Raw genomic sequence first — 22,892 nt, 5'->3', positions numbered from 1 at the left:
TGTTGGCCAGCAAAGTTCATGAAATAGTATTCGCCATGGCGGGGAAACTCAGCGGATCGTTCAGCGGGACGTTTTCCTCCGCGTCCCAAAAACTTGCGGACCTTCAGATGCGCTCCAGGGCTCTAAAGGTATCGCTGCGCGAGCTGGACGCCGCGCAGCGAAAGGGTAAAATCTCCGTTCTGGAGTACGCAGCCAGCTATGAAAAACTTACTGTCCAACTCCACAAGGTCGAACAGCTGCAAGGCAAAGTGAACCGCCTAACCAAAATGCAGAACACGGCAGGAGCTGTGGCTGATCGGGCCAGGTCCGGCATGATGAAATCGGCCGCAGCCGGTGCCGCCCTCGCGGTTCCTGCCGCTGCGGCCATTTCTTTTGACACGGAGATGGCCTACGTTGCCAAACAGGTCGACAACGCCAGGGATGACACCGGTAAGCTGACGGAAATCGGCTTAAAGGCGAAGGAAGATATCCTGGCGATATCGCGAGACTTAAAAACCTTACCCGATGAGATTGCAAAGGCTTATGCTCTTTCGGCGAGGTCCGGCGTTAAGGGGGCCGAGAACCTGCGCAAAATGACGGAAATGGGCGTGATGATGGGTAAGGCCTTTGAGATGCCGGCTGACCAGGTGTCCACCGATATGGCGAAGATTGGCAACGCCCTCGGCTATGACCTGGAGACGGCCGAGGGCATCGCCAAGCTAGAAGCCTTGGCCGACAAAATCAACTACGTCGATGATCAGACGCTGGCGGCCGGTCCCGATCTGATAGATTTCATGACGAGAACAGGGAAACTCGTTAAGGGGCTTGCGCCTACGATGAGCGAGGGCATGACCGTTGGCCTGGGGGCGGGCATGCTGGCCGCAGGCGAGCGGGCGGAGGTAGCCGGGACGGCCGTAAACGCGATGCTTACAAGGTTCGCCGCCGCGCCGACGCAGGCGAAAGGTTTTCAGGAAGCGCTTGCGCAGATCGGGTTGACTGCGGAAGAGCTGCAGGGAAGCATGATAAAGAACGCTGACGGCGCTATTCTCGACCTGTTTAACCGTATCAACCAACTCGACCAGGCCGCGAAAAACAACGTCATGGCTGAATTGATAGGTCAGAACCACATCGATACCATATCACTTTTAACGGGGAACTACGACAAATTCCTAGACGCCGTTAAAAAGGCGAATTCCGAAGCTGCCAAAGGCTCAGTAAGGAAAGAGTTCGCCATATTATCCCAGACCGCGAAAGCTCAACTGGAAGGTACACAGGCTGCATTGGCTCGAACGATGGGAGCCTTCGGAGAGGGTCTACTCCCTGACATCAACGAGAAAGCACAGGGGCTAGCTGCCTTCGCCGAGTCAGTCGGGAAATTCGCCCGTGCGCATCCGCAACTGACGAGCGCTGTAATGACCGGAGCTGCCGGGCTGACTGTGTTTGCACTGGCGGCATCAAGCGTTACCTGGGTAGTAAGCTCCGCGGTAGGTCCCTTTATTAGATTTCATAAGTGGATGGTTATCGGAGCTGATGGCGTAAGTAAATACGCCAAGGTAGCAAGTTTGTTGAAAGGTGTATGGTCTGGGCTGGGCTCTTTGTTGTCAGGGCTGTCAGGCCTGGCAATGAGATTTTTCACCGTGTTGCTCACTAATCCGCTGGGATGGTTTGTATTAGCGATTGTCGGTGTGGGTGTTGCATTGTACGCCTTATATCAAAACTTCGAAAGCGTACGAAACGCAATCGACGGAGCCTGGCAGAAGTTTAAGGAGACCTTCCCGAATGCCGCGGCCTTCCTGCAGTCGATCGGAGACAAGGTCGCCTGGTTGGCTGATAAGTTTAAAAACCTGATAGGCGTGCAAAGAGAATCCGCCGGGATGGGCGGGTTGAGAGCAGCGGAAGCCGTCGTCCCACACGCCCTCGGCGGCATCTTCAACCGGCCGCACGTCGGCCTGATCGCGGAGGCCGGAGTCCCAGAGGCTGCCATACCGCTCGACGGCTCGGCCAGATCAGTGTCGCTCTGGGAGAAAGCCGGTCAGATGCTCGGCGTCGGAGGCGGAGGCCTGGTCATCAATGCCACGTTTGCGCCGGTCATCAACGGCGGCGGTCCGCAGGCCATGGATGAGCTCCAGCGGGCTCAGGACAACTTCATCGCCCAAATGAAGGAAGCATTCTGGCAGCAGGGGAGGGTGGCTCTTGAGTAGCTCGTACACGACCAAGCAGGGCGACATGTGGGATACGATCGCATATAACCAATACGGTTCCGAGTACAAAATGCAGGATCTCATCGCCGCCAATCCCCAGCACGCCGCCACTGTGATATTCCCCGCCGGCGTGGTGCTCACCATACCGGATAAGACGGCCACAACTGCCACCAACCTGCCGCCCTGGAAGAAGGCGAGCACATGACGGCGCGGCAGGCGTGGCTCGACGTAAAATACGAGGGGACGAACATCACCGAGGATCTGCGGCCGTATCTGAAGGGCTGGACCTTCACCGACAACCTGAGCGGCCAATCCGACGAGCTGCAGATCACCCTCATGGACAAAGACCAGCTCTGGCAGGGAGATTGGTTCCCTGATGAGGGAGCGAAGATATCCGCCACCATCCGGCGGAGGAACTGGAAGGACGACGACGCCGAGGACGAGCTCCCCCTGGGAGAGATGGAGATCGACGAGATCGACGGCGGCTACCCGCCGTCGGAAGTCACGATCAAGGCATTATCGGTGCCGCAGTCGTCCGCACTCAAGGGAGAGAACAAAAACCGCGCCTGGGAAAAGACGAAGCTGTCGGCGGTGGCCGGCGATATCTCCGCCGGCGCCGGCGTTTCGCTTTATTACGACGTGGCGGACGATCCCGAGTATGACCGGGTGGAGCAGACCGAAGAGACGGACCTGCACTTTATCATGCGGCTGTGCCGGGAAGCCGGCCTAGCGTTCAAGGTCTCGGACAAGCAGCTGGTGATATTTGACGAAGCCAAGTTTGAGCAGGCAGACCCGGTGCTCACCATCGACAAGAAGGTTTTCCCCATCAAACAGTACCGCGGCCGGGCAACCTTGCACGATACCTATAAGTCCTGCTGCATCAACTACCGAAGCCCTAAGGGTCGGAAAAAATACGATTACGAATACGCGCCGCCAAACCCGCCGAACACGCAGCGGGTTTTAGTTTTGCGCGAGCGCTTCGACAGCCTGGCCGAGGCTGAACGCAAGGCCAAGAAAGCCCTGCGGGAAAAGAATAGCCGCGCCTGGCAGTTCAGCATGACCATATCGGCGGATCTCCGGTTGATGGCCAGCATGGTTGTCATCTTGAAAAATTTCGGCAAATTCGACGGCCGCTGGCTAATCACCCAGGTCACGCACGCACAGAGCGGCAGCGGCTATGATGTCAGCCTGCAGATGCGCCGGTGCCTGGAGGGGTATTGATGGATAGCGAGGTAAAGAATCTGTTTCGCGTCGGCACGGTATCGGCGATCGACGAGGTAAACCAGCTGGTGCGGGTTGCCTTCGACGACCTGGACGATACCGTGTCGGCCTGGCTCCAGGTGGCCGCCTGGGGGGCCTATATCGACGATAACTTCTGGTTGCCCGATCCGGACGAACAGGTCATGTGTATGTTCATGCCGACCGGCCGCAGCGAGGGATACGTCCTGTTTTCGGTGCGCGGCGCCGTCAACGCTCCGAAGGCGGGAGCACAGGGGCGGCGGTACATACGTTTTGCCGACGGCGCGGTGGTGGAGCATGACCGGGCGTCGAGCACCATGACGATTACGACCGCCGGTGTCGTCAATGTCACGGCCGGCACGGTTAATATATCAGGCGCCGCCGGAGACGTGGTCGTGAATGGGATCTCGCTGGTTAACCACGTTCACGGAGGTGTCGCGCCCGGTGGCAGCACGACCGGGACTCCGGTGTAAAGGGGTGGTTAAATGTCGATTGGCGTATTAAGCGGCAAACATGAAAGACAGACGATCGAAGTCGTATTCGAAGCGTCCGCGTCCACGACCGCCAAACTCAAGATACTGACTTTTCACGATTTCCAGCGTGACGGCGCCGGCCGTTGGGCCACCCACGAGATTATCGGCCAGGACAGGAAACCGGTGTTGGAGTTTATCGGGCCCGACCTCGAGACGATTTCCTTTTCCATACTACTCAGCAAGACGCTCGGCGTCGAGCCGATCGACGAACTGAAAAAACTGCGGCAGCTTCGGGATAACGGCGTTGTCTGCACTTTCACCCTGGGGGGCAACTTGGTGACCACCAACCAATGGGTGGTTACGAAAGTCAGCGAATCGCACGCATCGTATACAAATAAAGGGGCGCTTCTGGCGGCGAGGGTCTATATCAGCCTGACCGAGTACGTAAAGCTACCAAAGGAGGCTTAAGCGATGGCTGAAACTTACGAGGTGAGCTTCGACAGCGAACTGAAGGTTGACTTCGGCGCCACCGGCACGGCCGAAATCCTGCAAAACGTGGCCATGATCTTGGCGTCGACGATGTATTCCTGCCCGATGGCGCGCGCGTTCGCCTGGGACGGCGGGCTCCTGGACCGGCCAATCAATGTCGTCAAGTCGCTGCTGGCCGCCAGGCTGATAACAGCCATTACCACCTACGAGCCAAGGGTGGAGGTGCTCAGCGTCAGCTACGACGGCTCGCTGAACGGGACGCTGAAGCCCATGGTGAAAGTGAGGATCAAAGAAAATGGCTAAACTCAACCTGCCTGATATCGAGTTCGCGGCGAAAGATTCGGCGACAATCGAGGCGGAAATCATCGTTGAGTTTACGGCGGAAACCAACGAGTCGCTGGCCGACGGCGATCCGCGGAAAAAGATGCTGCAGGCCGAGGTGCCGATCATCGTCGGCCAGCGGGCCTATATCGACCGCTCCGCAAAAATGAACCTTCTTGCTTACGCTGAAGGCGACTTCCTGGACCACCTGGGCGCTCTGGTCGATTGTCCGCGCACGCAGGCGACAGCGGCGACGACAACGGAGCGCTTCAGCCTGTCGGCAGCGCGGCCGTCGTCCGTCACCATCGCCAAAGGCAAACGGGTGGCTGCCGGCGACGGCGTGTTTTTCGCCACCATGGCGGAAGGGATAATTCCGGCCGGTAGCCTCTATGTCGACGTGAAGGTACAATGCACCACGGCCGGGACAGCGGGAAACGACTACGCCGCGGATACGCTCACTACCCTGGCCGACCCGATACCATATATCGCCTCGGTGGCTAACCTAACGAAGAGCGAAGGAGGCACCGACAGGGAAGAAGATGATCCCTACCGGGAGCGTATTCATGAGGCACCGGAATCCTTCTCGGTGGCCGGCCCGGAAGGGGCTTATATATTCTGGGCCAAAACGGCGTCGAGTTCGATCATTGACGTGGCGGTCGATTCTCTTAGCCCGGGTTGTATCACCATCTACCCGCTGTTGAACGACGGTGAACTCCCCGGTGCGGAATTGCTGGCCAGCGTCCTGGCGATCTGCAGCGCGGACGATGTTCGGCCGCTGACTGACAACGTATCGGCGGACGCGCCGACGCGAGTCACTTACAATATCGACGTCACCTATTACATCGATAAGGCCAATGAATCGACAGCGGCGAGCATTCAGGAAGCCGTGAACGCGGCCGTTGCGGCATACCAAGTTTGGCAGCGGACAAAGCTCGGCCGCGGGATTGACCCTTCGGAATTGAGCCACCGGATGAAGAAGGCCGGCGCCAGCCGGGTGGTAGTAGTGGCTCCTGCTTATGCCGCTCTTACCAAGAGCCAGGTCGCGAAGGAAGACACCGTCACCATCAACTACGGAGGCATCGAGTGATGGGCAAAACGATCTTCGATGTCAACTGGATCGACCTGATTCCGGCTTCGATCAGTGGCGACGCCAACGTGAAGGCCATATCGGCCGCCGTCAGCCCGCAATTGCAGGAGGTCAGCGCCGCGATCGCCGAGTGCGTTCTGTTGGCCCGGATTGACGAGTTGGACGAGCAGGTCCTCGATCTTCTTGCCTGGCAATGGCATGTGGATTTCTACGACCTGAGCCTTACGCTGGCCAAGAAAAGGAACCTCGTGCGGACGGCTATCAAGTGGCACCGCAAAAAGGGCACCAAGGCGGCGGTTCAGGCCATGGTGTCGACTGTGTTTTCGAATGGGATTGTCACCGAATGGTTTGAATACGGCGGCGAGCCGTATTACTTCCGGGTGGAAACAGACGAAATAATTTCTGAGGCCGCAGCCTATGACCGGTTGGTGAAGGTAATAGAGGCCGCGAAAAATAAGCGGTCGTGGCTCGAAAGCGTCATCGTGAGACGGACCTGGTCGGGCACCACATACTTCGGCGCTGCGCAGGTATTCGGCAAAACGCTCACCCTCTACCCGGTCGCATTCACCATGGAAACGGTCACCGGGCCCGCGTATTTCGGCTGCGCAATGCATAGCGGCAAATTACTGAGTTTGGAGGTATCGTGATGGCATTTAACGGCATGACGCTGACAACCCTCGGCGTCGATCTGCAGACCAAGATCCAGGCCGGCACCACGGCGGCGTTCACCAAGATCAAGCTCGGCGACGGCACGCTGCCCGTGGGGGGGACTCTGGAGGCATTGACTGACCTGGTGAGCCCGAAGCTGATCGTCAACATCGAATCAGTCACCTCGCTAGGCGACGGCACCTGGCGGGTACGTGGAACGCTCACAAACACTGGCCTTGCGACCGGTTTTTTCGTGCGCGAGGTCGGCCTTTTCGCTACCGACCCGGATGAGGGCGAAATCCTGTACTCGGTGGCCAATGCCGGCAGCGAGTGCGATTATCTGCCGGCCGGCGGCGGGGCCGTGGTGGTGGAGCAGGTCGTCGATATTGTCGTGGCGATTAGCAGCTCGGCGACGGTGACGGCGACGATCAACGAGGGAGCGGTGCTGGTCTCGTTGGAATTGTTTAACGAGCATAGCAACAACAAGGACAATCCGCATGAAGTGAAGGCTGAACAGCTGGGATTGTCATCCAATACTTGGAATGGAACAACCACTTATTCCGTTGGCGACATCCGCTATCCTTTCACCAATCCGACTGGGTACATGCGCCTCGAATGCGTCGTAGCAGGCACGTCGGGGGCCGTAGAGCCTTCTTGGACGGGTGTTGGTTCGCTGGTCACAGACGGCACCGTCACATGGATAGTGGACGACGTGCGCGACGGCACGCCGGTCGGGCGGGCGGTGCCTGAAATACTGACGGCCGCGCGGGCCGGCTATCTCAAGGCAAACGGCGCACTGGTTTCGCGGGCGTCCTATCCGCGACTGTGGGCATGGGCAAACGCGACCGGCCTTGTCGCAACTGAGGCAGCTTGGAGCGGCGGGCAGACTGGGCGTTTTTCGGTTGGCGACGGCGCTACCACCTTCCGATTGCCTGATCTACGCGGCGAGTTTCTACGCGGCCTTGACGATGGGCGCGGAGTGGACGCTGACCGCGTTATGGGCGCGGCGCAGGCTGACCAAATTCAGGGACACTTGCACCTTGTTTCCCGCTCTACTGGAAGCGGCGCACTACCCGCCGCACAAATGACCGCTGCGGCATCTTATGACACATCAAGTGGCATTGCTAATGAAGCAATCGGTGTCACTACCACTATCATTGCTGACGGAACCAACGGAACGCCGCGAGTCGGAGCAGAAACCCGTGCACGCAATATAGCCTACCTGTACTGCATCAAATATTAGGAGGGGCGCGCGATGAAGATTTACCATTACCACCCGGACACCGGCATTTACCTGGGCGAGGGCGAGGCCGACAAATGCCCGGTGTCCGGCGTTAATCTTATCCCGGCTTTTGCAACGTCCGAAGCGCCGCCGGCCGCCGGTGAGAATCAGTATGCGGCGTTTGAAAACGGCGCGTGGGTGGCCAAGAACGTGCAGCAGCCCGGTCCCGACCATGAGCCGACGCCGGCTGAAGCCGCCATCATCAAGCGTGCCGCCATCAACGCCGAGCGCAACCGGCGGGAACAGCTTGGCTTCACCTATCTCGACAAAACCTTCGACAGCGACCAGACCAGCGTTATCCGCATCAACGCCGCGGTCAACACGGCCGTCGCTGCCATCTTGTCCGAGGGTTCGTTCACTGTCACCTGGACATGCGCGGACAACACGACCATCGACCTCGATGCGCAGCATCTCCTCGCTCTTGCGGCGGCTCTGGCGGCGCACTCCGACGGCCTACACCAGACGGCCCGGACGCTGAAGGCGGCCGTTGACGCTGCCCTGGATGCCGGCAAGACAGCGGCGGAGATCGAAGCACTGCCGACCTGGACGGAGTAAAAGGAAAGAGGGTGGGAGAGGTGGGCGGAGAACACGAGGTTTGCGTCCTGCACGGTCAGATGGACAGGGAACTATCAACAATGAACAAAGACATCGGAAAGGTTTCTGAGCGGCTGGGGCGGGTTGAGGAGCACACCAAGGAGATACCCAAGGTGCTTGCCGCCATTGAGGGACTGAGAAACCAGAAGGCCCACTCCTCCGGATTTATTGCGGGAGTGGCCTTCGTTGTTTCCGGCATCGTATCGCTTGCCGGGATAGGGGTTTCTATCTGGTTCTCCCGTGGCCACTGAGAGGAGAGGATATCATGGAACTGATTACTATTGCTATTACTTGGCTTGAGCAGCACCTGGCGTGGGCGCTGCTCATTGTTTTTGCGGCTATAAACGTCCTAGTGCTGGCCGTTCACCTGGCTGGCAAATACGTCCGGGAGCACGGCATGCCGCCCGGGCCGTTCAAGGACAAGCTGGATAAAATCATCTACGAAATCGACCGGGCCTGCGATAACATGGAGAACCCGACGAAGCGGTCTATGGCTATGATCCAACTGCAACAGGTGCTCGGGTGGAAGCGCGTATTTCTGCCGAGCGCGATCATTGGCTGGCTCATCGACGCCGAAGTGGCGTTTATTCGGAAGGTACAGCAGGTAACCGGTACACCGGATATGCACCAGGAAGGGGGACAGACAAATGGCCAGAATAATGCTTGACCCCGGCCACGACGGAGCGGTAGACCCCGGAGCGATCGGTGCAGGCGGCACCCAGGAGGCTGTCATGGCCATGACCTTCTGTGAGGAGCTCGCCCGCATCCTGGCCAGCCGCGGCCATGAGGTAGAACTGACCCGATACGGCCCAGACGCCGAAATGGAGAGCCTGACCAAACGGGCCGTAAAGGCGAACGCCTGGGGCGCGGATGTTCTTCTGTCCGTCCACTACAATGCCTTTGTCAGCGCCGGTGCTCATGGCTTCGAGGTGTGGACCACCAGCGGACACACCCACAGCGACGACCTAGCCACGCTGATTTACAACAACATAACTGCAATTGTTCCGGAAGTTCCCGGCCGGCCGGATATGTCCGACGGAGATCCGGACAAGGAAGAAAATTTCACCGTCATCACGGTAGCCGCCATGCCGGCTGTGCTCATTGAGTTGCTGTTCATCACCAACCCGACCGAGGAGATGCTGGCCAACGACGCCACATTCCGGCAGCGGCAGCAAGAAGCCATCGCCCTGGCTGTCGATCAGTTCCTGGGGGTGGCGTAAGTGGCAAAAGCCAAAATCTCGCAGCATAGTGTCCGCTTCTGGTGTCCCGGATGCAAAAGTTATCACCTGGTGTCGATCAAGCCAGCCAATCCGAACGGCTGGGACTTCGCCGGCGACGCCGAACGGCCGACGTTGAGTCCGTCGATACTGGTGAACGGGATAGCGCAATTCCACAACCCGGCCGTGCCGCGTTGCCATAGCTTTGTCCGTGAAGGCAAAATCCAGTTCCTCAGCGATTGCACCCACGAACTGGCCGGGCAGACGGTAGAACTTCCGGAGGTGGAAGAAGGTGAATGACCGCGTCAAAAAGATCATCCTCGCCGCACTGCTGCTGGCTGTTTTCCTCGCCGCCGCCGTCTGGGCTTACAACCACTGTGCCAAGACTCAGCCGGTGACGTACGAGCCCCAGCAGCAGGCCGAGACACCGCAGGGCGTTCAGACGGCCGCGAACAACGCCGGGGTGCATGTTTCCCCAGACCAGGCCCAGGAGGTCGCCCAAGCAGTCCAGGAGGCGAAGCCATGGACGCCTGACCAGGTTATCCAGACCACTGGCGCAGGGATGACGCAGGCGCTGGCCAACGTTCAGCAGCAGACCGGGGCGCAGGTGCAGATCGTCACCGACCCAGCGAAACCGGACAAGCCCCCTGACAAGCCGAAGCCGGAAGAGTCTGTCAACCTGAACGTGTATAATGTCAAGGCATATCCGAAGCGCATGCTGGAGGTGACGGTTTACCGCGACGCTGCTGACGTGGCCTACATGACGCGGGTGACAGTGTTCAAGCGAACCGGCTACCTCGGCCCGGTGGTGAGCTACGACGCCGACCGTGCGGGGGAGAAGGTAAGGATTGGAGCGAGGCTGACAATACCATTGGATTGACGACGAATCCCCCGGCCGTAGCCGGGGGATTTTTGCATTTTTTTTGCACCACCGTACTATCTATTTCTGATATAGTTTGTACGGATAAAGATTGGGGGCAGAAATTTTTTTTTTGAAAAGTACCCGTTTGGACGAAAAGTGGACTTTTAATGGACTGATGAGAAAAAAAGTGTGATATGATAATAGCGTAGAAGACTACTATTGATATAAATATTTCTTTTTTGGGGATTTACAGTAGGTTTTTTTTCTTATTCGTCGAAGAAAAAGTTATTAAGTGGCCAAGGAGGTATATATGGAAAAGCCAGTATATTATACTAACCGGATTGGTATCGGTGTTTCAAATCTTGATTTTTCGCTCGTTGTTGCTCGAAAACTAGCAAGCAGCTCACCTGATAAGGAAGATACAGAGGAAGTTCTGTGTACAATATTAATGAGTCCACAGCATGCAAAAATTTTTACCGAGTTGTTATGTAAAAATGTTAAACAATATGAAGACTTATTTGGAACGATTGTGGTTAATCCCGACGAAGAAAAATTTAAGAAAATGCAGGATATTCAAGGCAAGTAAGGGGATAATATGTTTACGACTAGTGACCCTTTGGGCCGAAGTATAGCATTGACTAGTAAAACGTGGAATATACATATTGTACCTGGTCATCCGGAACTTAACAAACAGGACCAGCTTATTCGGCGTGCGATCGAATCGCCGGAATATATTTTGAAGCATGAACGAGATAATGGCAAAGAAAATTATTATAGGTTATGTAATCTTCCCGGCACAGGATGTTTGTCAATTCTAAAGGTAATTGTAAGTTTTGGCGCAAGCACAGGCGATGTTGTGACCGCATATCCTATATTGCCTAGTCAAAAATCTCAAATGCTTACGCAACGGGGTGTCGTTTATGAACGGACGTAAGCGAAAACTAACGCTTAATTATGATACGGAACATGATATATTGTATGTTTCGTTAGGAACACCACGGCCATCTTATTGCTCCCGTGACGTGGATGGCATTCTTATTCGAAACTCTTTTAATGATGGTAGATTCTCAGGAGTCACAATAATGGATTTTTCTAAGCGAACCAAAGAACAATTACAGAAGGTAATTCCAGTAAAGTTAGATATTGAGAATCTATATAGTTTTAGGTAAAAACTCTTATTACGGAGCCCCGGCGCTGGCCGGGGCTTTTTTATGCCCGCTTACCTTTTTCCGCTTCGGCTTACTCTGCTTAGCCTTAATCTCCCTCAGGCTCGCCTCCAGCGCCGCCATCAGATCAACCACCTTACTGCCACCGTCTGCCGGCTGGGCGACGACCTATTGGACAATCGCCGGTTACCGATATATTATAAAGAAGAGAAGAGGGATCCGGGGGAGTGATATCATGCTGGCAGGTGGCATCGTCAGGCGTCTGGATCTACAAGGCCGAATATCACTGCCGACAGAAGTAAGGCAAACGCTATGCTTATCCTATAATGACCTGCTCGAAATCAGGGAGGAAGACGGCAAGCTCGTTCTGTCCAAGTATTCATCGGCCTCTTGTATATTTTGTGGCAGCGACGATAACCTTGCCAATTTCAAGCGTAGAGCTATTTGCCAGAGGTGCAGGATAGCAGCAACTCTGAGTTTGGAAACAGTGTAGTGTGAGTTACCACGAAGCCCCCGGTTATGGCCGAGGGACTTTGCTTTTTAACCTGCTTTTTAAGCTTTCAATATAATAAATACATAGCTTGATAAGATATTAACAGGTAAAGTGTTAGTGGTAATGAGATCACCCTGATCGACGTGCTCGGCACCGCCCCCGACGTGGTGGCCGAGGCGGTGGAGATCCAGTGCGAGCAGGAGCGGCTCAACAAGCAGATAAGCCGCCTGAGCAACCGGGAGAAATGGGTGCTGGAGATGCGGTTCGGCATGCCGGACGGCGGCAAGAAGACGCAGCGCGACATCGCCAAGATGCTCGGTATCTCCCGTTCATATGTCTCGCGGATCGAGAAGCGGGCCATCGGCAAACTCAGCAAGAATCTGTCCGCCGAGGACGGCCAGTATTAGCGCCTGACCCGGCGAGTGAACGTCCGGAGCCTTACCGCAAGGTAAGGCTTTCCTTGTTGCCGGGCTTTTTGTCTTTTGCCGGCGGGCGTGATATAATTTTTGGTAATAACTCCTGGGAGGTGCCCGGTTGTATCGCCTGCTATGCCCTAACCTGGCGGTCGACTCCCTGTTCGAGATCGACCTTGACTCTCTGGCTGACCAGGGAATTCGCGGGGTGATCTTTGACCTCGACAATACCATCATCCCCTGGGACAGCCGTGAGATGGACGCCGCCATTGTCGCCTGGCTGGAGGACGTGCTGGCCAGGGGCTTCAAGGTGGCTATCGTTTCCAACAATTGGCGGGGGCGGGTGCGGGAGATCGCCGCCCGTTTCGGCCTGCCGTTCTTTTCACGGGCGTACAAGCCCGCCAAGACAGGCTTCAGGAAGGCTTTGGCCGAACTTAAGCTCGAGCCCGGTGAGACGGCGGTGATCGGCGACCAACTGTTCACCGACGTACTTGGCGGCAACCGTATGGGGCTGCTGACTATCTGGGTCAAACCGCTCACCGCCCACGAATTTATCGGCACCCGCATCCACCGTCGCTTCGAGAGGCTGGCGGTGAGGATGCTACGGGCGAGAGGGCTGATGAAGTAAAGCAAAAGGGGGCTGCCCATGAAAATCGCCATGGTCCAGATGCGCATCATCGCCGGCGACGTCGCCGCCAACCGCGCCCGCGGCTTGGCCCTTGCCGCCGAGGCGGCCGCAAACGCCGCCGTCGTCGTGCTGCCCGAGATATGGACAACCGGCTATGCGCTGCGCCAGGTGGCGGATATGGCCGAGGACCAGGATGGCCCGACTCTGACCGGGATGCGGGAGATCGCCGCCCGGGAGGGCGTGACGGTAGTCGCCGGGTCGCTTGCGTTGCGCCGTCAAGGACGGATATATAACGAATCGGTCGTTATCGGTCCGGACGGGTCGACGATCGCTAATTACGCCAAAATACACCTATTCAGTATGACGGGCGAGGAGCGCTTCTTCGCCGCCGGCGACCGCCGCTGCCTGTTCGATGTCGGCGGTCTGAGGGCCGGCCTGGCGATCTGCTACGATCTCAGGTTCCCCGAGCTTTTCCGCTTGCTGGCCGGCGACGGCGCCCAGGTCGTCTTCATGCCGTCGGAGTGGCCGCTTGTCCGCGCCCTGCCCTGGCAGGTACTTTGCCGCGCCAGGGCGATGGAGAATCAGACCTACATCTGCGCCGTCAACTGCGTCGGCGAGCACCGCGGCAGCCCCTTCGCCGGCCAGTCGCTCCTTATCGCGCCTGACGGCGAGATCGTCGCCGCCGGCGGAGCGGAGGAGGCGGTTATCTACGGCGAAATCGACCCCGCCGCCGTGGCCGCGGTGCGGGAAACGATGAAGGTCTGGCAGGACCGCCGGCCGGAGGTGTACCTGTGATTACCGGCAAAACCAGGGTATGCGCCGTCATCGGCTGGCCGGTGGAGCATTCCCTCTCGCCCGCCATCCACAACGCCGCTTTCGCCGCCGCCGGGCTCGACTACGCCTACATCCCCCTGGCCGTCGCCCCCGGCGGCCTGGCTGCCGCGGTCGCGGGCTTCAGGGCCGCCGGTTTCGCCGGCATCAACGTCACCGTGCCGCACAAGGTGAACATCATCCCGCTCCTGGATGCGCTCGATCGCAGCGCCGAGCTGGTAGGAGCGGTCAACACCGTCGTCTTCGCCGACGGCCGGGCGACTGGCTACAACACCGACCTGGCGGGATTCGTCAACTCGCTGCTCGCCGACGGGGTAGCGATAACCGGCCGGCGGGCCATGCTTCTCGGCGCCGGCGGCGCCGCCCGCGCCGTCGCCTGGGGTTTCCTCGAACACGGGGCGGCGGCCGTAACCGTCGCCGCCCGCGACGCTTTGAAAGCGACGGCTTTCGCCGCCTCCTTCCCCGCCGGTGCGGTCGCCGGCTGCGGCTGGCAGGGCGAACCTTTCGCCGCCGTCCTCGGGAACTGCGACATCCTTGTCAACTGCACCCCGCTCGGCATGTACCCGAACGTTAACGAGGAGGTGCCGCTGAACTGGGCGGCCTTAAGCCCGGGAGCGACCGTCTGCGATCTCATTTACACGCCGGCGCTGACCGGATTCCTGGCCCGCGCCCGCGAGCGCGGGCACCAGACCGTGGGCGGCGCCGGCATGCTCATCGAGCAGGGGGCGGCAGCCTTCGCCCTCTGGACAGGCAGGGAAGCGTCCCGCGCGGCGATGCGCACCGCTTTTGACAAGGCTTTGCGCCGATAGGAAAAGGTGATAAAAACACGATATTTGTCGAATTATGCAGATAATCATTGTTGAATAATAAATAATAGAAAAATTTTCGTTAATTTCCTCTAAAATTACATATTATTGCAGGAAGTGCTCCTAGTTATGTCGAATGTCCCTAGTCATTACAGTTACATATGGGAGCGATGACAGTTCTTGGCGTATTGTGGGCACTTGCCTGGACCCGAGCTAGTAGTGCAACCGACCATTTGCAATTTTTGCTGTTGACGGTTGCTTTTTTTTCTCCTGAAACCGGTATACAGAACCCAGCCTATTCGTACCCGGAGGAGCGCCAATGGTGAAAAACCGCAAAAAGCTCGGCGACTTGCTCGTCGAAGCGGGCACGATCACTCAGACCCAGCTCGACAAGGCCCTCACCGTCCAGAAGAAAACCGGCGAACGCCTGGGCAAGACCCTGGTGAACCTCGGTTACATAACCGAGCGTGGAATCATCGAAGTGCTCGAATTCCAGCTCGGCGTCCCCCTCGTCGATCTCACGGCCGCGTCCGTCGGCAGCGACGTCGCCGCCGTCATCCCCGCGGCCCTGGCGGAGCGCTACCAGGTTCTGCCCCTCAAAAAAGAGGGCAAGAAGCTCACCCTGGCGATGGTCGACCCCACTAATTTCTACGCCATCGACGACGTGCGCATGGTCACCGGCTGCGAGGTCCAACCGGTCATCGCCGCCGAACGCGAGATCGTCCAGGCCATCAACGAGACCTACGGCGTGCGCGAACTTGTCGAAAAAGCGGCCAGCCGCATCCGTTTCGACGACCCGCTCGCCAGCGACATCCAGACCGCCGACGACGCCCCGGCGGTGAGCATCGTCAACTCGCTCATCAGCCAGGCGGTCAAGGACCGCGCCAGCGACATCCACATCGAGCCTCAGGACAAAAACCTCCGCGTCCGCTTCCGCATCGACGGCGTGCTGCGCGAGGTGGTCACCTTCCCGCGCCACACCCACGCGTCGCTCATCTCGCGCGTCAAAATAATGAGCGAGATGGATATCGCCGAAAAGCGCCTGCCCCAGGACGGCCGCATCAAGGTCAACGAGGCCGGCCGCGACATCGATATCCGCGTATCCACCCTGCCCACCATCCTCGGCGAGAAAGCCGTCCTCAGGATACTGGACAAGCAGACCGTTATCCTGGATATCAACAGCCTGGGCTTTTCCGCCGATAATCTTAACAAATACCGCAATCTGTACCGCCAGCCGTACGGCATGATCCTCGTTTCCGGGCCGACCGGCTCCGGCAAGACCACGACCCTGTACTCGACCCTCGCCGCCGTCAACGTGCCCGGCAAAAACATCATCACCGTCGAGGACCCGGTCGAATACCGCCTCGACGGCGTCAACCAGGTCCAGGTCAACCCCCGCGCCGGCCTCACCTTCGCCAACGGCCTGCGCTCCATCCTTCGCCAGGACCCGAACATCATCATGGTGGGCGAGGTCCGCGACACCGAAACGGCCGACATCGCCGTCCGCTCCGCCCTCACCGGCCATCTCGTCCTTTCCACCGCCCATACCAACGACGCCCCCGGCGCCATCACCCGCCTCATCGACATGGAGATCGAGCCCTTCCTGGCCGCCTCGTCGGTGCTCGGCGTGGTCGCCCAGCGCCTCGTGCGGGTCGTCTGCCCGGAGTGCAAACAGCAGTACACGCCCGCGCCCGACTCGCCTGAGCGCCTCTTCCTCGGCATCGGCCCCGACGAGCCCATCACCCTCCACCGCGGCGTCGGCTGCCTGCGCTGCGGCCACAGCGGCTACCGCGGACGGGTGGCCATCCACGAAGTTATGCCCGTCACCCCCGAGATGCACGAGCTCATCATCCGCCGGGCTTCCACCGGCGAACTCGCCGCCCTTGCCCGCAGCCAGGGCATGACCACCATGCGCGAGGACGGTATCGCCAAAGCCATGGCCGGGCTGACCACCGTCGAGGAAGTCATGCGCGTGGCGTATAGCGGCTTATAACGGAGGTAACGCATGGAATCCCTTCTGCGCGAAGCGGTGGCCCGCAAAGCCTCCGACCTGCATATAACCGTCGGCATCCCGCCCGTCCTCAGGATCAACGGCGACCTCGTCCGCACCGACCGGCCGGCCCTCAAGCCCGCCGACACCGCCGCGCTGCTCGCGGCCATCGCCGGCGAGAGCCAGCGCGCCGTCTTCGACGAGCGGGGCGAAGTCGACTTCTCCCACGCCATCCCCGGCTTGAGCCGTTTTCGCGTAAACGCCTTCCGCCAGCGGGGCGCCACCGCCATCGTCGTCCGCATCGTCGCTGAGCAGGTGCCGACGCTGGCCGAACTGGGCCACTCCGACACCGTCGCCGCCCTCGCCCGCAAGCCGCGCGGCCTGGTGCTCGTCACCGGCCCCACCGGCAGCGGCAAGTCCACCACCCTGGCGGCCATGATCGACCTCATCAACCGCGAGCGGGCCTGCCACATCGTCACCCTCGAAGACCCGATCGAGTACCTCCACCGGCACGACCGCAGCATCATCAACCAGCGCGAGGTCCACGCCGATACCCTGTCCTTCGCCGCCGCGCTGCGGGCGGCCCTCCGCGAGGACCCCGACGTCGTCCTCGTCGGCGAGATGCGCGACCCGGAGACGATCGCCACCGCCATCACCGCCGCCGAGACCGGCCACCTCGTGCTGGCCACCCTTCACACCGGCGACGCCGCCCAGACCATCGACCGCATCATCGACGCCTTCCCGCCTCACCAGCAGCAGCAAATCCGCGTCCAGCTCTCGCTCACCCTCCAGGGCATCATCGCCCAGCAGCTTCTGCCCCTCAAGGACGGCGGCGGCCGGGTGGCGGCCCTCGAGATTCTCATAGCCACCCCGGCGGTGCGCAACATCATCCGCGAAGGCAAAACCCACCAGATATCTTCCGTCATCCAGACAGGCGCCAAAAACGGCATGCAGCCGATGGACACCGCCCTGCGCGACCTCTGCCGCCGCGGCCTGATCAGCGCCGACGAGGCGCTGGCGCGGGCCAACGACCAGGAGACTTTGGCGAAATTAATCAACGGATAGGGGCGGCTTCTTAGCCAGTCCCCCACGCAGAGGAGATCAACCCGGTGTCAAAGACTTTCGCTTATAGGGCCAAAGACCGCACCGGCCAGCTGTTCACAGGCTCGGTTGTCGCCGAAAACGAGGCGGCCGTGGCGGCATACATACGAAACCAGGGTTACTTCGTCACCCAGATCAGGCCGGCCGCCGAGAAAGGCGACTCCGTCCTCCGGGGGCTTGCCGATATCTTCAACCCCGTAGGCGTCAAGGACCTGGCCGTCTTCTGCCGCCAGTTCGCCACCATGGTCGACGCCGGCCTGTCCCTCACCGTCAGCCTCGGCGTCATGGTCGACCAGACTCATAATTCGCGCCTCAAGGCGGCGGCCAAGGACCTGCTCGTCAAGGTGCAGGAGGGCGAAACCCTTTCCAGGGCCATGCAGGGCCATCCCGGCGTTTTCCCGGCCGTCACTGTCAGCATGGTCGAGGCCGGCGAGGTCGGCGGCGTGCTCGACGTCGTCCTCGACAGGCTCGCCACCCATTTCGAGAAGGAGAGCAAGCTGACCGCCAACGTCAAGTCGGCCCTCACCTACCCGGCGGTGATTATGACCTTCGCTGCTGCGGCGATAATATTTATCTTAATCTTCGTCCTCCCCAGGTTTGTGCAGCTATTCGCTACAATGAACGTGGCTCTGCCGGTTCCGACTCGTGCATTGGTTGCGTTTAGCGCCCTTCTGCAACAGTATGGAATACTACTGGCCGCGTTACTGGCAGCCATAGCCTATGGGATGCGCCTATATTTTCGTCAGCCCCGGGGACAGCGTCTGTTTGACCAGCTTATGCTCCATGTGCCAGTCATGGGTGGTCTGTGGCGCAAGATCGCCGTTGCCCGTTTCAGCCGCACCCTCAGCACACTGCTGCGCGGCGGCGTGCCCATCATCGCCGCCCTGGAGGTCGTCAAGAAGACGACCGGCAATCGCCTTATGGCCCGCGCTATCACCGCCGCTCAGGAAGGCGTGAGCGAGGGTCTTGGCCTGGCTGCCACCCTCGGCACGGCGCGCGTTTTCCCGCTGATGGTCGTGCAGATGGCGGCGGTGGGCGAGGAGACGGGCGAAGTCGACAAGATGCTCGAGAAAGTAGCCGATTTTTACGAAAACGACGTCGACGACACCGTCAGCCGCCTGAGCGCTCTCCTTGGTCCTATACTCATCGGGACGCTGGGAGTGGTTATAGGCGCGATCATCATCGCGATCCTCATGCCGCTCTTTGATGTCATATCAGGTATTGGAAATGTGAAAATGTAAGGCAGTACGTTTGAAAGGGGGTGAAACATAATGTTACTTAATATTCGTGGAAAAATAAAAAGCAACAAAGGTTTTACACTGATTGAGCTTATGGTAGTTGTCGCGATCATTGGCCTGCTTGTAGCTATAGCCATACCTAAATTCTCTGACGCGAGTGCAGCTGCCCGTGGCGCGAAGATTGCCGCCGACCTGAGGACCATTGATTCCGCGATTCAACTTGCTATTGCCAATGGAGGCACCGTAGCTGCAAACGCGGATTACGCAACGCAAACGGCAGTAACCGCAAACCTTGCTTCCGCGGTTACTCCGCCTGTTGGTTCTTACAAAGGGCCTCAGGGATCGACTGGTACGGTAGCTGCCTCAACAACATACGCAATTATTGCCTCAGGTAGTTCCTTTAGAGCTGCGCTTGGCACTACTCTTGTCGAAAATCTTTAGTTCTTCTTGTTTCTATCAAGGCAGTCTCATGACTGCCTTGATTCCCACCTTTTTCGGGAGTTAACCAACTTGTTTGAACTTATCATTTTCCTTCTCGGCCTGGCGGTGGGCAGCTTTCTCAATGTCTGCGCCTACCGCCTGCCGGCCGGGGAGTCGGTCGTCAGCCCGCCGTCGCGCTGCCGCGCCTGCGGCGTCCGCCTCGGGCCCGTCGACCTTATCCCCGTCCTCAGCTACATACTCCGCCGCGGCCGCTGCCGGTCGTGCGGCGCTGCCTTCTCCGCCCGCTACGCACTGGTCGAGTTTGCGACCGGCGCGCTGTTCGTGTGGTGTTTCTTTGTTTTCGGTATCGGGCCTTCGCTCGTTAAAGCCCTCGTCCTGACGTCCTTCCTTGTCGTCATCACCCTCATCGACTTCGACCACCAGCTCATCTACGACAAAGTCCTTATATGGCTTGCCGGAGCGGGTGTCGCCATAAACCTTTCCTTCGCCTACTTGCCCCTATGGGGTTCTTCCGTCGTCCTGCCCGTCGGCCCGCTCGACATGCTCCTCGGCGGCCTGCTCGGAGGCGGCCTGCTGCTGGCTATCATCGTCGTCACCCGCGGCGGCATGGGCGGGGGGGATTTAAAGTTCGCCGCCGCGCTCGGCCTGTGGTTCGGCTGGCAGCAAACCCTCCTGGCCCTCTTCCTGGCCTTCCTGGCCGGCGGCTTCGGCGGCGGGGCGCTGCTGCTCCTCAGGATCAGAAAGCGCAAGGACCTCATCCCCTTCGGGCCGTTCATCGCCATCGGCGCGTTCGTCACCCTCCTCTACGGCCCGGACCTCGTCGCCTGGTACGTCCGCCACTTCCTCGGACGGTGATTTTTCCCGCAATCCTCCGCCGTGCGGCAGGTAGCTGACGGCTTTTGTCTAATTATATCTATAGAACTTATCAACGGCCGTAACAGAAGGAGAGTGCGGATATGGATCTTGTCAACTATATGGAAACCCTCGTCTGGCAGCACCTCCCCGAGCAGCTCGCCAACCACGAAGGCGCCTGCAACTGCAAGCGCTGCCAGTACGACATCGCGGCCCTGGCGCTCAACTTTTTGCCGCCCCGCTACGTCGTTACCGACAAGGGCCAGACGCTGGCCAAGATCAAAGCCCTCGACCAGCAGTTCTATGTCGATATCATCGCCGCTCTAACCAACGCCATCATCCTCGTCAAGTCGCGGCCCCACCACGACCGGGGCGATGAATGACATTTATGCGGAACATCCTGCGGTCCCTGTTTGCCCGCCAGACAGATAACGTACTCGGCGTCGACGTCGGCACCAGCGCCGTCAAAATCGTCCAGCTCGACCGCCGCAAGGGCCGGCCCCTGCTGAAGGCCGCCGGCGTCGTGGACCTGCCGTCCGGCATCATGGAGAACGGCGCGTGCCGTGACGTCAAAGCCTTGGCGGCGCTTTTGCGCCAGGCCCTCGGCACCAGCGGGGCCGACATCCGCGACGCGGCGCTGGCCATCGGCGTGCCCGCGCTGTTCGTGCGCGAGATTTCCTTTCCGCCTCTCAGCCCCGATGAACTGCGGGAGGCAGTAAAGTGGGACAGCGAAAAATACGTCCCCTTCGCCCCCGAAACATACTATTACGACTACGCCGTCACCGGCCGCGGCACGAGTGAGCTCGAACTGAGGGTCATGCTCGCCGCCGCGCCCCGCGAGGTCGTCGACGACCTGCTCGCCGCCGCTAAGGAAGCCGGTCTCCGGCCGGCGGCCATCGACGCCGAACCGCTCGCCATCTACCGGACGCTGCCGGCCGCCGGCAATGCCCTGGTGGTAGATATCGGCGCCGAAGTTTCCCACGCCACCATCTTCCAGGACGGCGCCCCGGTGGTGGCCCGCCCCCTGCCCATTAACGGCCAGCGGTTCACCGAGGTGGTCATGGAAGCCTTCGAACTAGGCCAGACGGAGGCCGAGCGCCTCAAGCAGCGCCAGAAGGGCCTGCTTTTCCGCCCAGGCACCCAGGGGGAATCGTCCACCGTCCACCGGAGCTTCGAGCTGCTTGTCACCGAGGCGGCCCGCGAAGCCATGCGCACCATCGAGTACTACCGCATCCAGAACAAGGAGGCCATCATCGATAAGGCCTTTCTTACCGGCGGCGGCGCCGCCTTGGACAACATCGTCCACTATTTCGCCGCCCAGCTCGACGTGCCGGTGGTCATCCACGATCCCCTGGCGCCGTTCGACGTCGCCGGCAGCTTCGACCCCCAGTACATCCGCAGCCTCGGCGGCCGCCTCGGCGTGGCCGTAGGCCTCGCACTGAGGGGAGGGGAAGCATGATCCGCATCAACCTGCTGCCGCCGGCCGAGCGTCGGCCCAAATGGCGGACCGGACGGATTTTCGGCACCCTAATAGTCCTGGTCCTCGGCGCGCTGCTGGGGGTCTGGGGATATCTCCAGTTCATGCTCGTCCATACCGAGCGCAACCTGGAGGAGGCTAAAAACCGCCTCCAGCTGCTGCAGCCGGCCCGGGAGGCCATGCTGGCCGCCAACTCCAGGCAGCAGGGCGTCGACGCCAAGGACGGCGTGCTCATCGCCCTCACCCGCGACCGCACCTCCTGGTACGCTGTTCTCACCCAGCTCGGGGCCAAGACGCCCCCGGAGCTTTGGTACACCGACCTGACGGTCGATAATAAAGGCGCTTTGAAGCTGCTCGGGATGGCCAAGAGCACCCCCGACCTGGCCGCCTTCATGCGCAAACTCGAGCATGACGACCTGTTCGCCGACCCGACACTGGTCAAGGCGGAGCGGGACATCCTCACCTATGCCACCAAGTTCGAGATCACCCTCAAGATTAAAGGGAGGTAACCGTGGCAATTTCGCTGCCGAAAGAGCTCTCCCTAAAACATAAGCTGATGCTGTTCGCTCTCGTAGCTCTGCTAATCTTCGCGGCGGCCTGGTTGTTCCTACTCCAGCCCCAGCGGCTCCGCCTGGCCGAGCTCGACGGGCGCTACCGGAACGAAAAGCGGCAGGTGGACACGATCGAGGCTCACGCGCTCGCCCACCCCGACCCCGCCAAGCATATGGCCGAGCTGGACGCCCGGCGGCGGGCGCTCGACCGGATGCTGCCCGAGACCCCCGGCGTCAGCGATTTCCTCGTGGCCGTCGAAAAGGCGGCCCGCGCCAGCGGCGTGCAGATAATGCAAGTCAAGCCGGCTCCGGTCGTAAGCCGGAACGGCTACCACGAGACGCCGCTCGACCTCCTCGTCAGGGGCGACTTCTTCCAGACGGTCGGCTTTTTAAAACGTCTCGAGGACGCGCCGCGCTTTAACTCCGTGCCCCAGTTGACGATGGACATGAAACCGGGAGGCGGGCTGGAGACCAAGCTGCAGGTGGTAATCTACAGCGTCAAAAAGTGACCAG

Annotated in this window: 29 protein-coding genes; all 29 read left to right on the top strand. The window is 59.7% G+C overall.

The window, feature by feature from the left end; translation table 11 throughout:
• Window positions 1-2 precede the first annotated feature (2 nt).
• The 29 genes from Q4T40_11275 to pilO all read left to right on the top strand — a co-directional run bounded on the left by Q4T40_11275 (window position 3) and on the right by pilO (window position 22,888).
• The gene (locus Q4T40_11275) at window positions 3-2,180 is read left to right on the top strand and encodes a phage tail tape measure protein (protein MDT8901828.1); all 2,178 of its coding nucleotides are present in this window, start codon (window positions 3-5) and stop codon (window positions 2,178-2,180) included.
• Window positions 2,173-2,385, top strand: coding sequence for a tail protein X (locus Q4T40_11270; GenBank protein MDT8901827.1), 213 nt, complete (start codon window positions 2,173-2,175; stop codon window positions 2,383-2,385). Before Q4T40_11275 ends, Q4T40_11270 begins: the two co-directional genes overlap by 8 nt.
• Entirely contained in the window at window positions 2,382-3,401 is a 1,020-nt protein-coding gene (locus Q4T40_11265; protein ID MDT8901826.1) for a contractile injection system protein, VgrG/Pvc8 family, read from the top strand. The genes Q4T40_11270 and Q4T40_11265 overlap by 4 nt, the downstream gene beginning before the upstream one ends.
• Window positions 3,401-3,892: a phage baseplate assembly protein V gene (locus tag Q4T40_11260; protein ID MDT8901825.1), complete on the top strand. Its 492-nt coding sequence runs from the start codon at window positions 3,401-3,403 to the stop codon at window positions 3,890-3,892. Before Q4T40_11265 ends, Q4T40_11260 begins: the two co-directional genes overlap by 1 nt.
• 12 nt (window positions 3,893-3,904) lie before the next feature.
• Complete coding sequence (locus Q4T40_11255) at window positions 3,905-4,360, top strand: phage tail protein (protein MDT8901824.1); 456 nt, start codon at window positions 3,905-3,907, stop codon at window positions 4,358-4,360.
• Between the two features lie 3 nt (window positions 4,361-4,363).
• Window positions 4,364-4,684 carry a hypothetical protein gene (locus tag Q4T40_11250; protein MDT8901823.1) on the top strand — a complete coding sequence of 107 codons (321 nt, stop codon included), beginning with the start codon at window positions 4,364-4,366 and terminating at the stop codon, window positions 4,682-4,684.
• On the top strand, window positions 4,677-5,789 hold the full coding sequence (locus tag Q4T40_11245) for a baseplate J/gp47 family protein (GenBank protein MDT8901822.1): 1,113 nt from the start codon (window positions 4,677-4,679) through the stop codon (window positions 5,787-5,789). The genes Q4T40_11250 and Q4T40_11245 overlap by 8 nt, the downstream gene beginning before the upstream one ends.
• Window positions 5,789-6,436 carry a phage tail protein I gene (locus Q4T40_11240; protein ID MDT8901821.1) on the top strand — a complete coding sequence of 216 codons (648 nt, stop codon included), beginning with the start codon at window positions 5,789-5,791 and terminating at the stop codon, window positions 6,434-6,436. Before Q4T40_11245 ends, Q4T40_11240 begins: the two co-directional genes overlap by 1 nt.
• Window positions 6,436-7,680, top strand: coding sequence for a hypothetical protein (locus tag Q4T40_11235; protein ID MDT8901820.1), 1,245 nt, complete (start codon window positions 6,436-6,438; stop codon window positions 7,678-7,680). The genes Q4T40_11240 and Q4T40_11235 overlap by 1 nt, the downstream gene beginning before the upstream one ends.
• A gap of 12 nt (window positions 7,681-7,692) precedes the next feature.
• Window positions 7,693-8,274, top strand: a complete 582-nt coding sequence (locus Q4T40_11230) for a DUF4376 domain-containing protein (GenBank protein ID MDT8901819.1) — start codon at window positions 7,693-7,695, stop codon at window positions 8,272-8,274.
• Between the two features lie 80 nt (window positions 8,275-8,354).
• Window positions 8,355-8,564, top strand: coding sequence for a hypothetical protein (locus tag Q4T40_11225; GenBank protein ID MDT8901818.1), 210 nt, complete (start codon window positions 8,355-8,357; stop codon window positions 8,562-8,564).
• Between the two features lie 14 nt (window positions 8,565-8,578).
• Window positions 8,579-8,980 carry a hypothetical protein gene (locus Q4T40_11220; protein MDT8901817.1) on the top strand — a complete coding sequence of 134 codons (402 nt, stop codon included), beginning with the start codon at window positions 8,579-8,581 and terminating at the stop codon, window positions 8,978-8,980.
• On the top strand, window positions 8,961-9,533 hold the full coding sequence (locus Q4T40_11215; protein ID MDT8901816.1) for an N-acetylmuramoyl-L-alanine amidase: 573 nt from the start codon (window positions 8,961-8,963) through the stop codon (window positions 9,531-9,533). The genes Q4T40_11220 and Q4T40_11215 overlap by 20 nt, the downstream gene beginning before the upstream one ends.
• Window positions 9,534-9,830, top strand: a complete 297-nt coding sequence (locus Q4T40_11210; protein MDT8901815.1) for a DUF6527 family protein — start codon at window positions 9,534-9,536, stop codon at window positions 9,828-9,830.
• Window positions 9,823-10,410, top strand: coding sequence for a hypothetical protein (locus Q4T40_11205; GenBank protein ID MDT8901814.1), 588 nt, complete (start codon window positions 9,823-9,825; stop codon window positions 10,408-10,410). The genes Q4T40_11210 and Q4T40_11205 overlap by 8 nt, the downstream gene beginning before the upstream one ends.
• A 292-nt stretch (window positions 10,411-10,702) precedes the next feature.
• Window positions 10,703-10,978 (top strand): DUF3467 domain-containing protein, encoded by a 276-nt coding sequence (locus tag Q4T40_11200; protein ID MDT8901813.1) that lies wholly within the window; start codon window positions 10,703-10,705, stop codon window positions 10,976-10,978.
• A 1,216-nt stretch (window positions 10,979-12,194) separates the two neighbouring features.
• Entirely contained in the window at window positions 12,195-12,458 is a 264-nt protein-coding gene (locus Q4T40_11195; protein MDT8901812.1) for a sigma-70 family RNA polymerase sigma factor, read from the top strand.
• A 127-nt stretch (window positions 12,459-12,585) separates the two neighbouring features.
• Window positions 12,586-13,092 carry a YqeG family HAD IIIA-type phosphatase gene (locus tag Q4T40_11190; GenBank protein ID MDT8901811.1) on the top strand — a complete coding sequence of 169 codons (507 nt, stop codon included), beginning with the start codon at window positions 12,586-12,588 and terminating at the stop codon, window positions 13,090-13,092.
• Window positions 13,093-13,110: 18 nt separating this feature from the next.
• Window positions 13,111-13,887: a carbon-nitrogen family hydrolase gene (locus tag Q4T40_11185; protein MDT8901810.1), complete on the top strand. Its 777-nt coding sequence runs from the start codon at window positions 13,111-13,113 to the stop codon at window positions 13,885-13,887.
• Window positions 13,884-14,732, top strand: a complete 849-nt coding sequence (locus Q4T40_11180) for a shikimate dehydrogenase (protein MDT8901809.1) — start codon at window positions 13,884-13,886, stop codon at window positions 14,730-14,732. The genes Q4T40_11185 and Q4T40_11180 overlap by 4 nt, the downstream gene beginning before the upstream one ends.
• A 316-nt stretch (window positions 14,733-15,048) precedes the next feature.
• On the top strand, window positions 15,049-16,722 hold the full coding sequence (locus Q4T40_11175; GenBank protein MDT8901808.1) for a GspE/PulE family protein: 1,674 nt from the start codon (window positions 15,049-15,051) through the stop codon (window positions 16,720-16,722).
• Window positions 16,723-16,734: 12 nt separating this feature from the next.
• Window positions 16,735-17,784, top strand: coding sequence for a type IV pilus twitching motility protein PilT (locus Q4T40_11170; GenBank protein ID MDT8901807.1), 1,050 nt, complete (start codon window positions 16,735-16,737; stop codon window positions 17,782-17,784).
• A gap of 44 nt (window positions 17,785-17,828) precedes the next feature.
• Complete coding sequence (locus tag Q4T40_11165) at window positions 17,829-19,061, top strand: type II secretion system F family protein (GenBank protein ID MDT8901806.1); 1,233 nt, start codon at window positions 17,829-17,831, stop codon at window positions 19,059-19,061.
• Between the two features lie 30 nt (window positions 19,062-19,091).
• The gene (locus Q4T40_11160; GenBank protein ID MDT8901805.1) at window positions 19,092-19,499 is read left to right on the top strand and encodes a prepilin-type N-terminal cleavage/methylation domain-containing protein; all 408 of its coding nucleotides are present in this window, start codon (window positions 19,092-19,094) and stop codon (window positions 19,497-19,499) included.
• A 69-nt stretch (window positions 19,500-19,568) separates the two neighbouring features.
• Window positions 19,569-20,354, top strand: a complete 786-nt coding sequence (locus Q4T40_11155) for a prepilin peptidase (protein ID MDT8901804.1) — start codon at window positions 19,569-19,571, stop codon at window positions 20,352-20,354.
• Window positions 20,355-20,455: 101 nt separating this feature from the next.
• A complete protein-coding gene (locus Q4T40_11150; GenBank protein ID MDT8901803.1) occupies window positions 20,456-20,734 on the top strand; it encodes a late competence development ComFB family protein in 279 nt (92 codons plus the stop codon).
• Window positions 20,731-21,810, top strand: coding sequence for a type IV pilus assembly protein PilM (pilM, locus tag Q4T40_11145; protein ID MDT8901802.1), 1,080 nt, complete (start codon window positions 20,731-20,733; stop codon window positions 21,808-21,810). The genes Q4T40_11150 and pilM overlap by 4 nt, the downstream gene beginning before the upstream one ends.
• Complete coding sequence (locus Q4T40_11140; protein ID MDT8901801.1) at window positions 21,807-22,337, top strand: PilN domain-containing protein; 531 nt, start codon at window positions 21,807-21,809, stop codon at window positions 22,335-22,337. The genes pilM and Q4T40_11140 overlap by 4 nt, the downstream gene beginning before the upstream one ends.
• 2 nt (window positions 22,338-22,339) lie before the next feature.
• On the top strand, window positions 22,340-22,888 hold the full coding sequence (gene pilO / locus Q4T40_11135) for a type 4a pilus biogenesis protein PilO (protein ID MDT8901800.1): 549 nt from the start codon (window positions 22,340-22,342) through the stop codon (window positions 22,886-22,888).
• Window positions 22,889-22,892: the final 4 nt, after the last annotated feature.

It is taken from the genome of Selenomonadales bacterium 4137-cl (assembly GCA_032334055.1).
In the GTDB taxonomy this organism is placed as follows: domain Bacteria; phylum Bacillota; class Negativicutes; order Sporomusales; family UBA7701; genus Anaeroselena; species Anaeroselena agilis.
The sequence above is the reverse complement of the archived record's forward strand: the minus strand, read 5'-3'. Positions and strand labels throughout refer to the sequence as shown.

Bases quoted from the DNA above. Each gene is read 5' to 3' on its own strand.
- Q4T40_11250 (MDT8901823.1), top strand. From the start codon at position 4,364: ATGGCTGAAACTTACGAGGTGAGCTTCGACAGCGAACTGAAGGTTGAC.
- pilM (MDT8901802.1), top strand. From the start codon at position 20,731: ATGACATTTATGCGGAACATCCTGCGGTCCCTGTTTGCCCGCCAGACA.
- Q4T40_11245 (MDT8901822.1), top strand. From the start codon at position 4,677: ATGGCTAAACTCAACCTGCCTGATATCGAGTTCGCGGCGAAAGATTCG.
- Q4T40_11240 (MDT8901821.1), top strand. From the start codon at position 5,789: ATGGGCAAAACGATCTTCGATGTCAACTGGATCGACCTGATTCCGGCT.
- Q4T40_11255 (MDT8901824.1), top strand. From the start codon at position 3,905: ATGTCGATTGGCGTATTAAGCGGCAAACATGAAAGACAGACGATCGAA.
- Q4T40_11265 (MDT8901826.1), top strand. From the start codon at position 2,382: ATGACGGCGCGGCAGGCGTGGCTCGACGTAAAATACGAGGGGACGAAC.
- Q4T40_11230 (MDT8901819.1), top strand. From the start codon at position 7,693: ATGAAGATTTACCATTACCACCCGGACACCGGCATTTACCTGGGCGAG.
- Q4T40_11260 (MDT8901825.1), top strand. From the start codon at position 3,401: ATGGATAGCGAGGTAAAGAATCTGTTTCGCGTCGGCACGGTATCGGCG.
- Q4T40_11160 (MDT8901805.1), top strand. From the start codon at position 19,092: ATGTTACTTAATATTCGTGGAAAAATAAAAAGCAACAAAGGTTTTACA.
- Q4T40_11235 (MDT8901820.1), top strand. From the start codon at position 6,436: ATGGCATTTAACGGCATGACGCTGACAACCCTCGGCGTCGATCTGCAG.
- Q4T40_11200 (MDT8901813.1), top strand. From the start codon at position 10,703: ATGGAAAAGCCAGTATATTATACTAACCGGATTGGTATCGGTGTTTCA.
- Q4T40_11140 (MDT8901801.1), top strand. From the start codon at position 21,807: ATGATCCGCATCAACCTGCTGCCGCCGGCCGAGCGTCGGCCCAAATGG.
- Q4T40_11175 (MDT8901808.1), top strand. From the start codon at position 15,049: ATGGTGAAAAACCGCAAAAAGCTCGGCGACTTGCTCGTCGAAGCGGGC.
- Q4T40_11170 (MDT8901807.1), top strand. From the start codon at position 16,735: ATGGAATCCCTTCTGCGCGAAGCGGTGGCCCGCAAAGCCTCCGACCTG.
- Q4T40_11150 (MDT8901803.1), top strand. From the start codon at position 20,456: ATGGATCTTGTCAACTATATGGAAACCCTCGTCTGGCAGCACCTCCCC.
- Q4T40_11185 (MDT8901810.1), top strand. From the start codon at position 13,111: ATGAAAATCGCCATGGTCCAGATGCGCATCATCGCCGGCGACGTCGCC.
- Q4T40_11225 (MDT8901818.1), top strand. From the start codon at position 8,355: ATGAACAAAGACATCGGAAAGGTTTCTGAGCGGCTGGGGCGGGTTGAG.
- Q4T40_11215 (MDT8901816.1), top strand. From the start codon at position 8,961: ATGGCCAGAATAATGCTTGACCCCGGCCACGACGGAGCGGTAGACCCC.
- Q4T40_11220 (MDT8901817.1), top strand. From the start codon at position 8,579: ATGGAACTGATTACTATTGCTATTACTTGGCTTGAGCAGCACCTGGCG.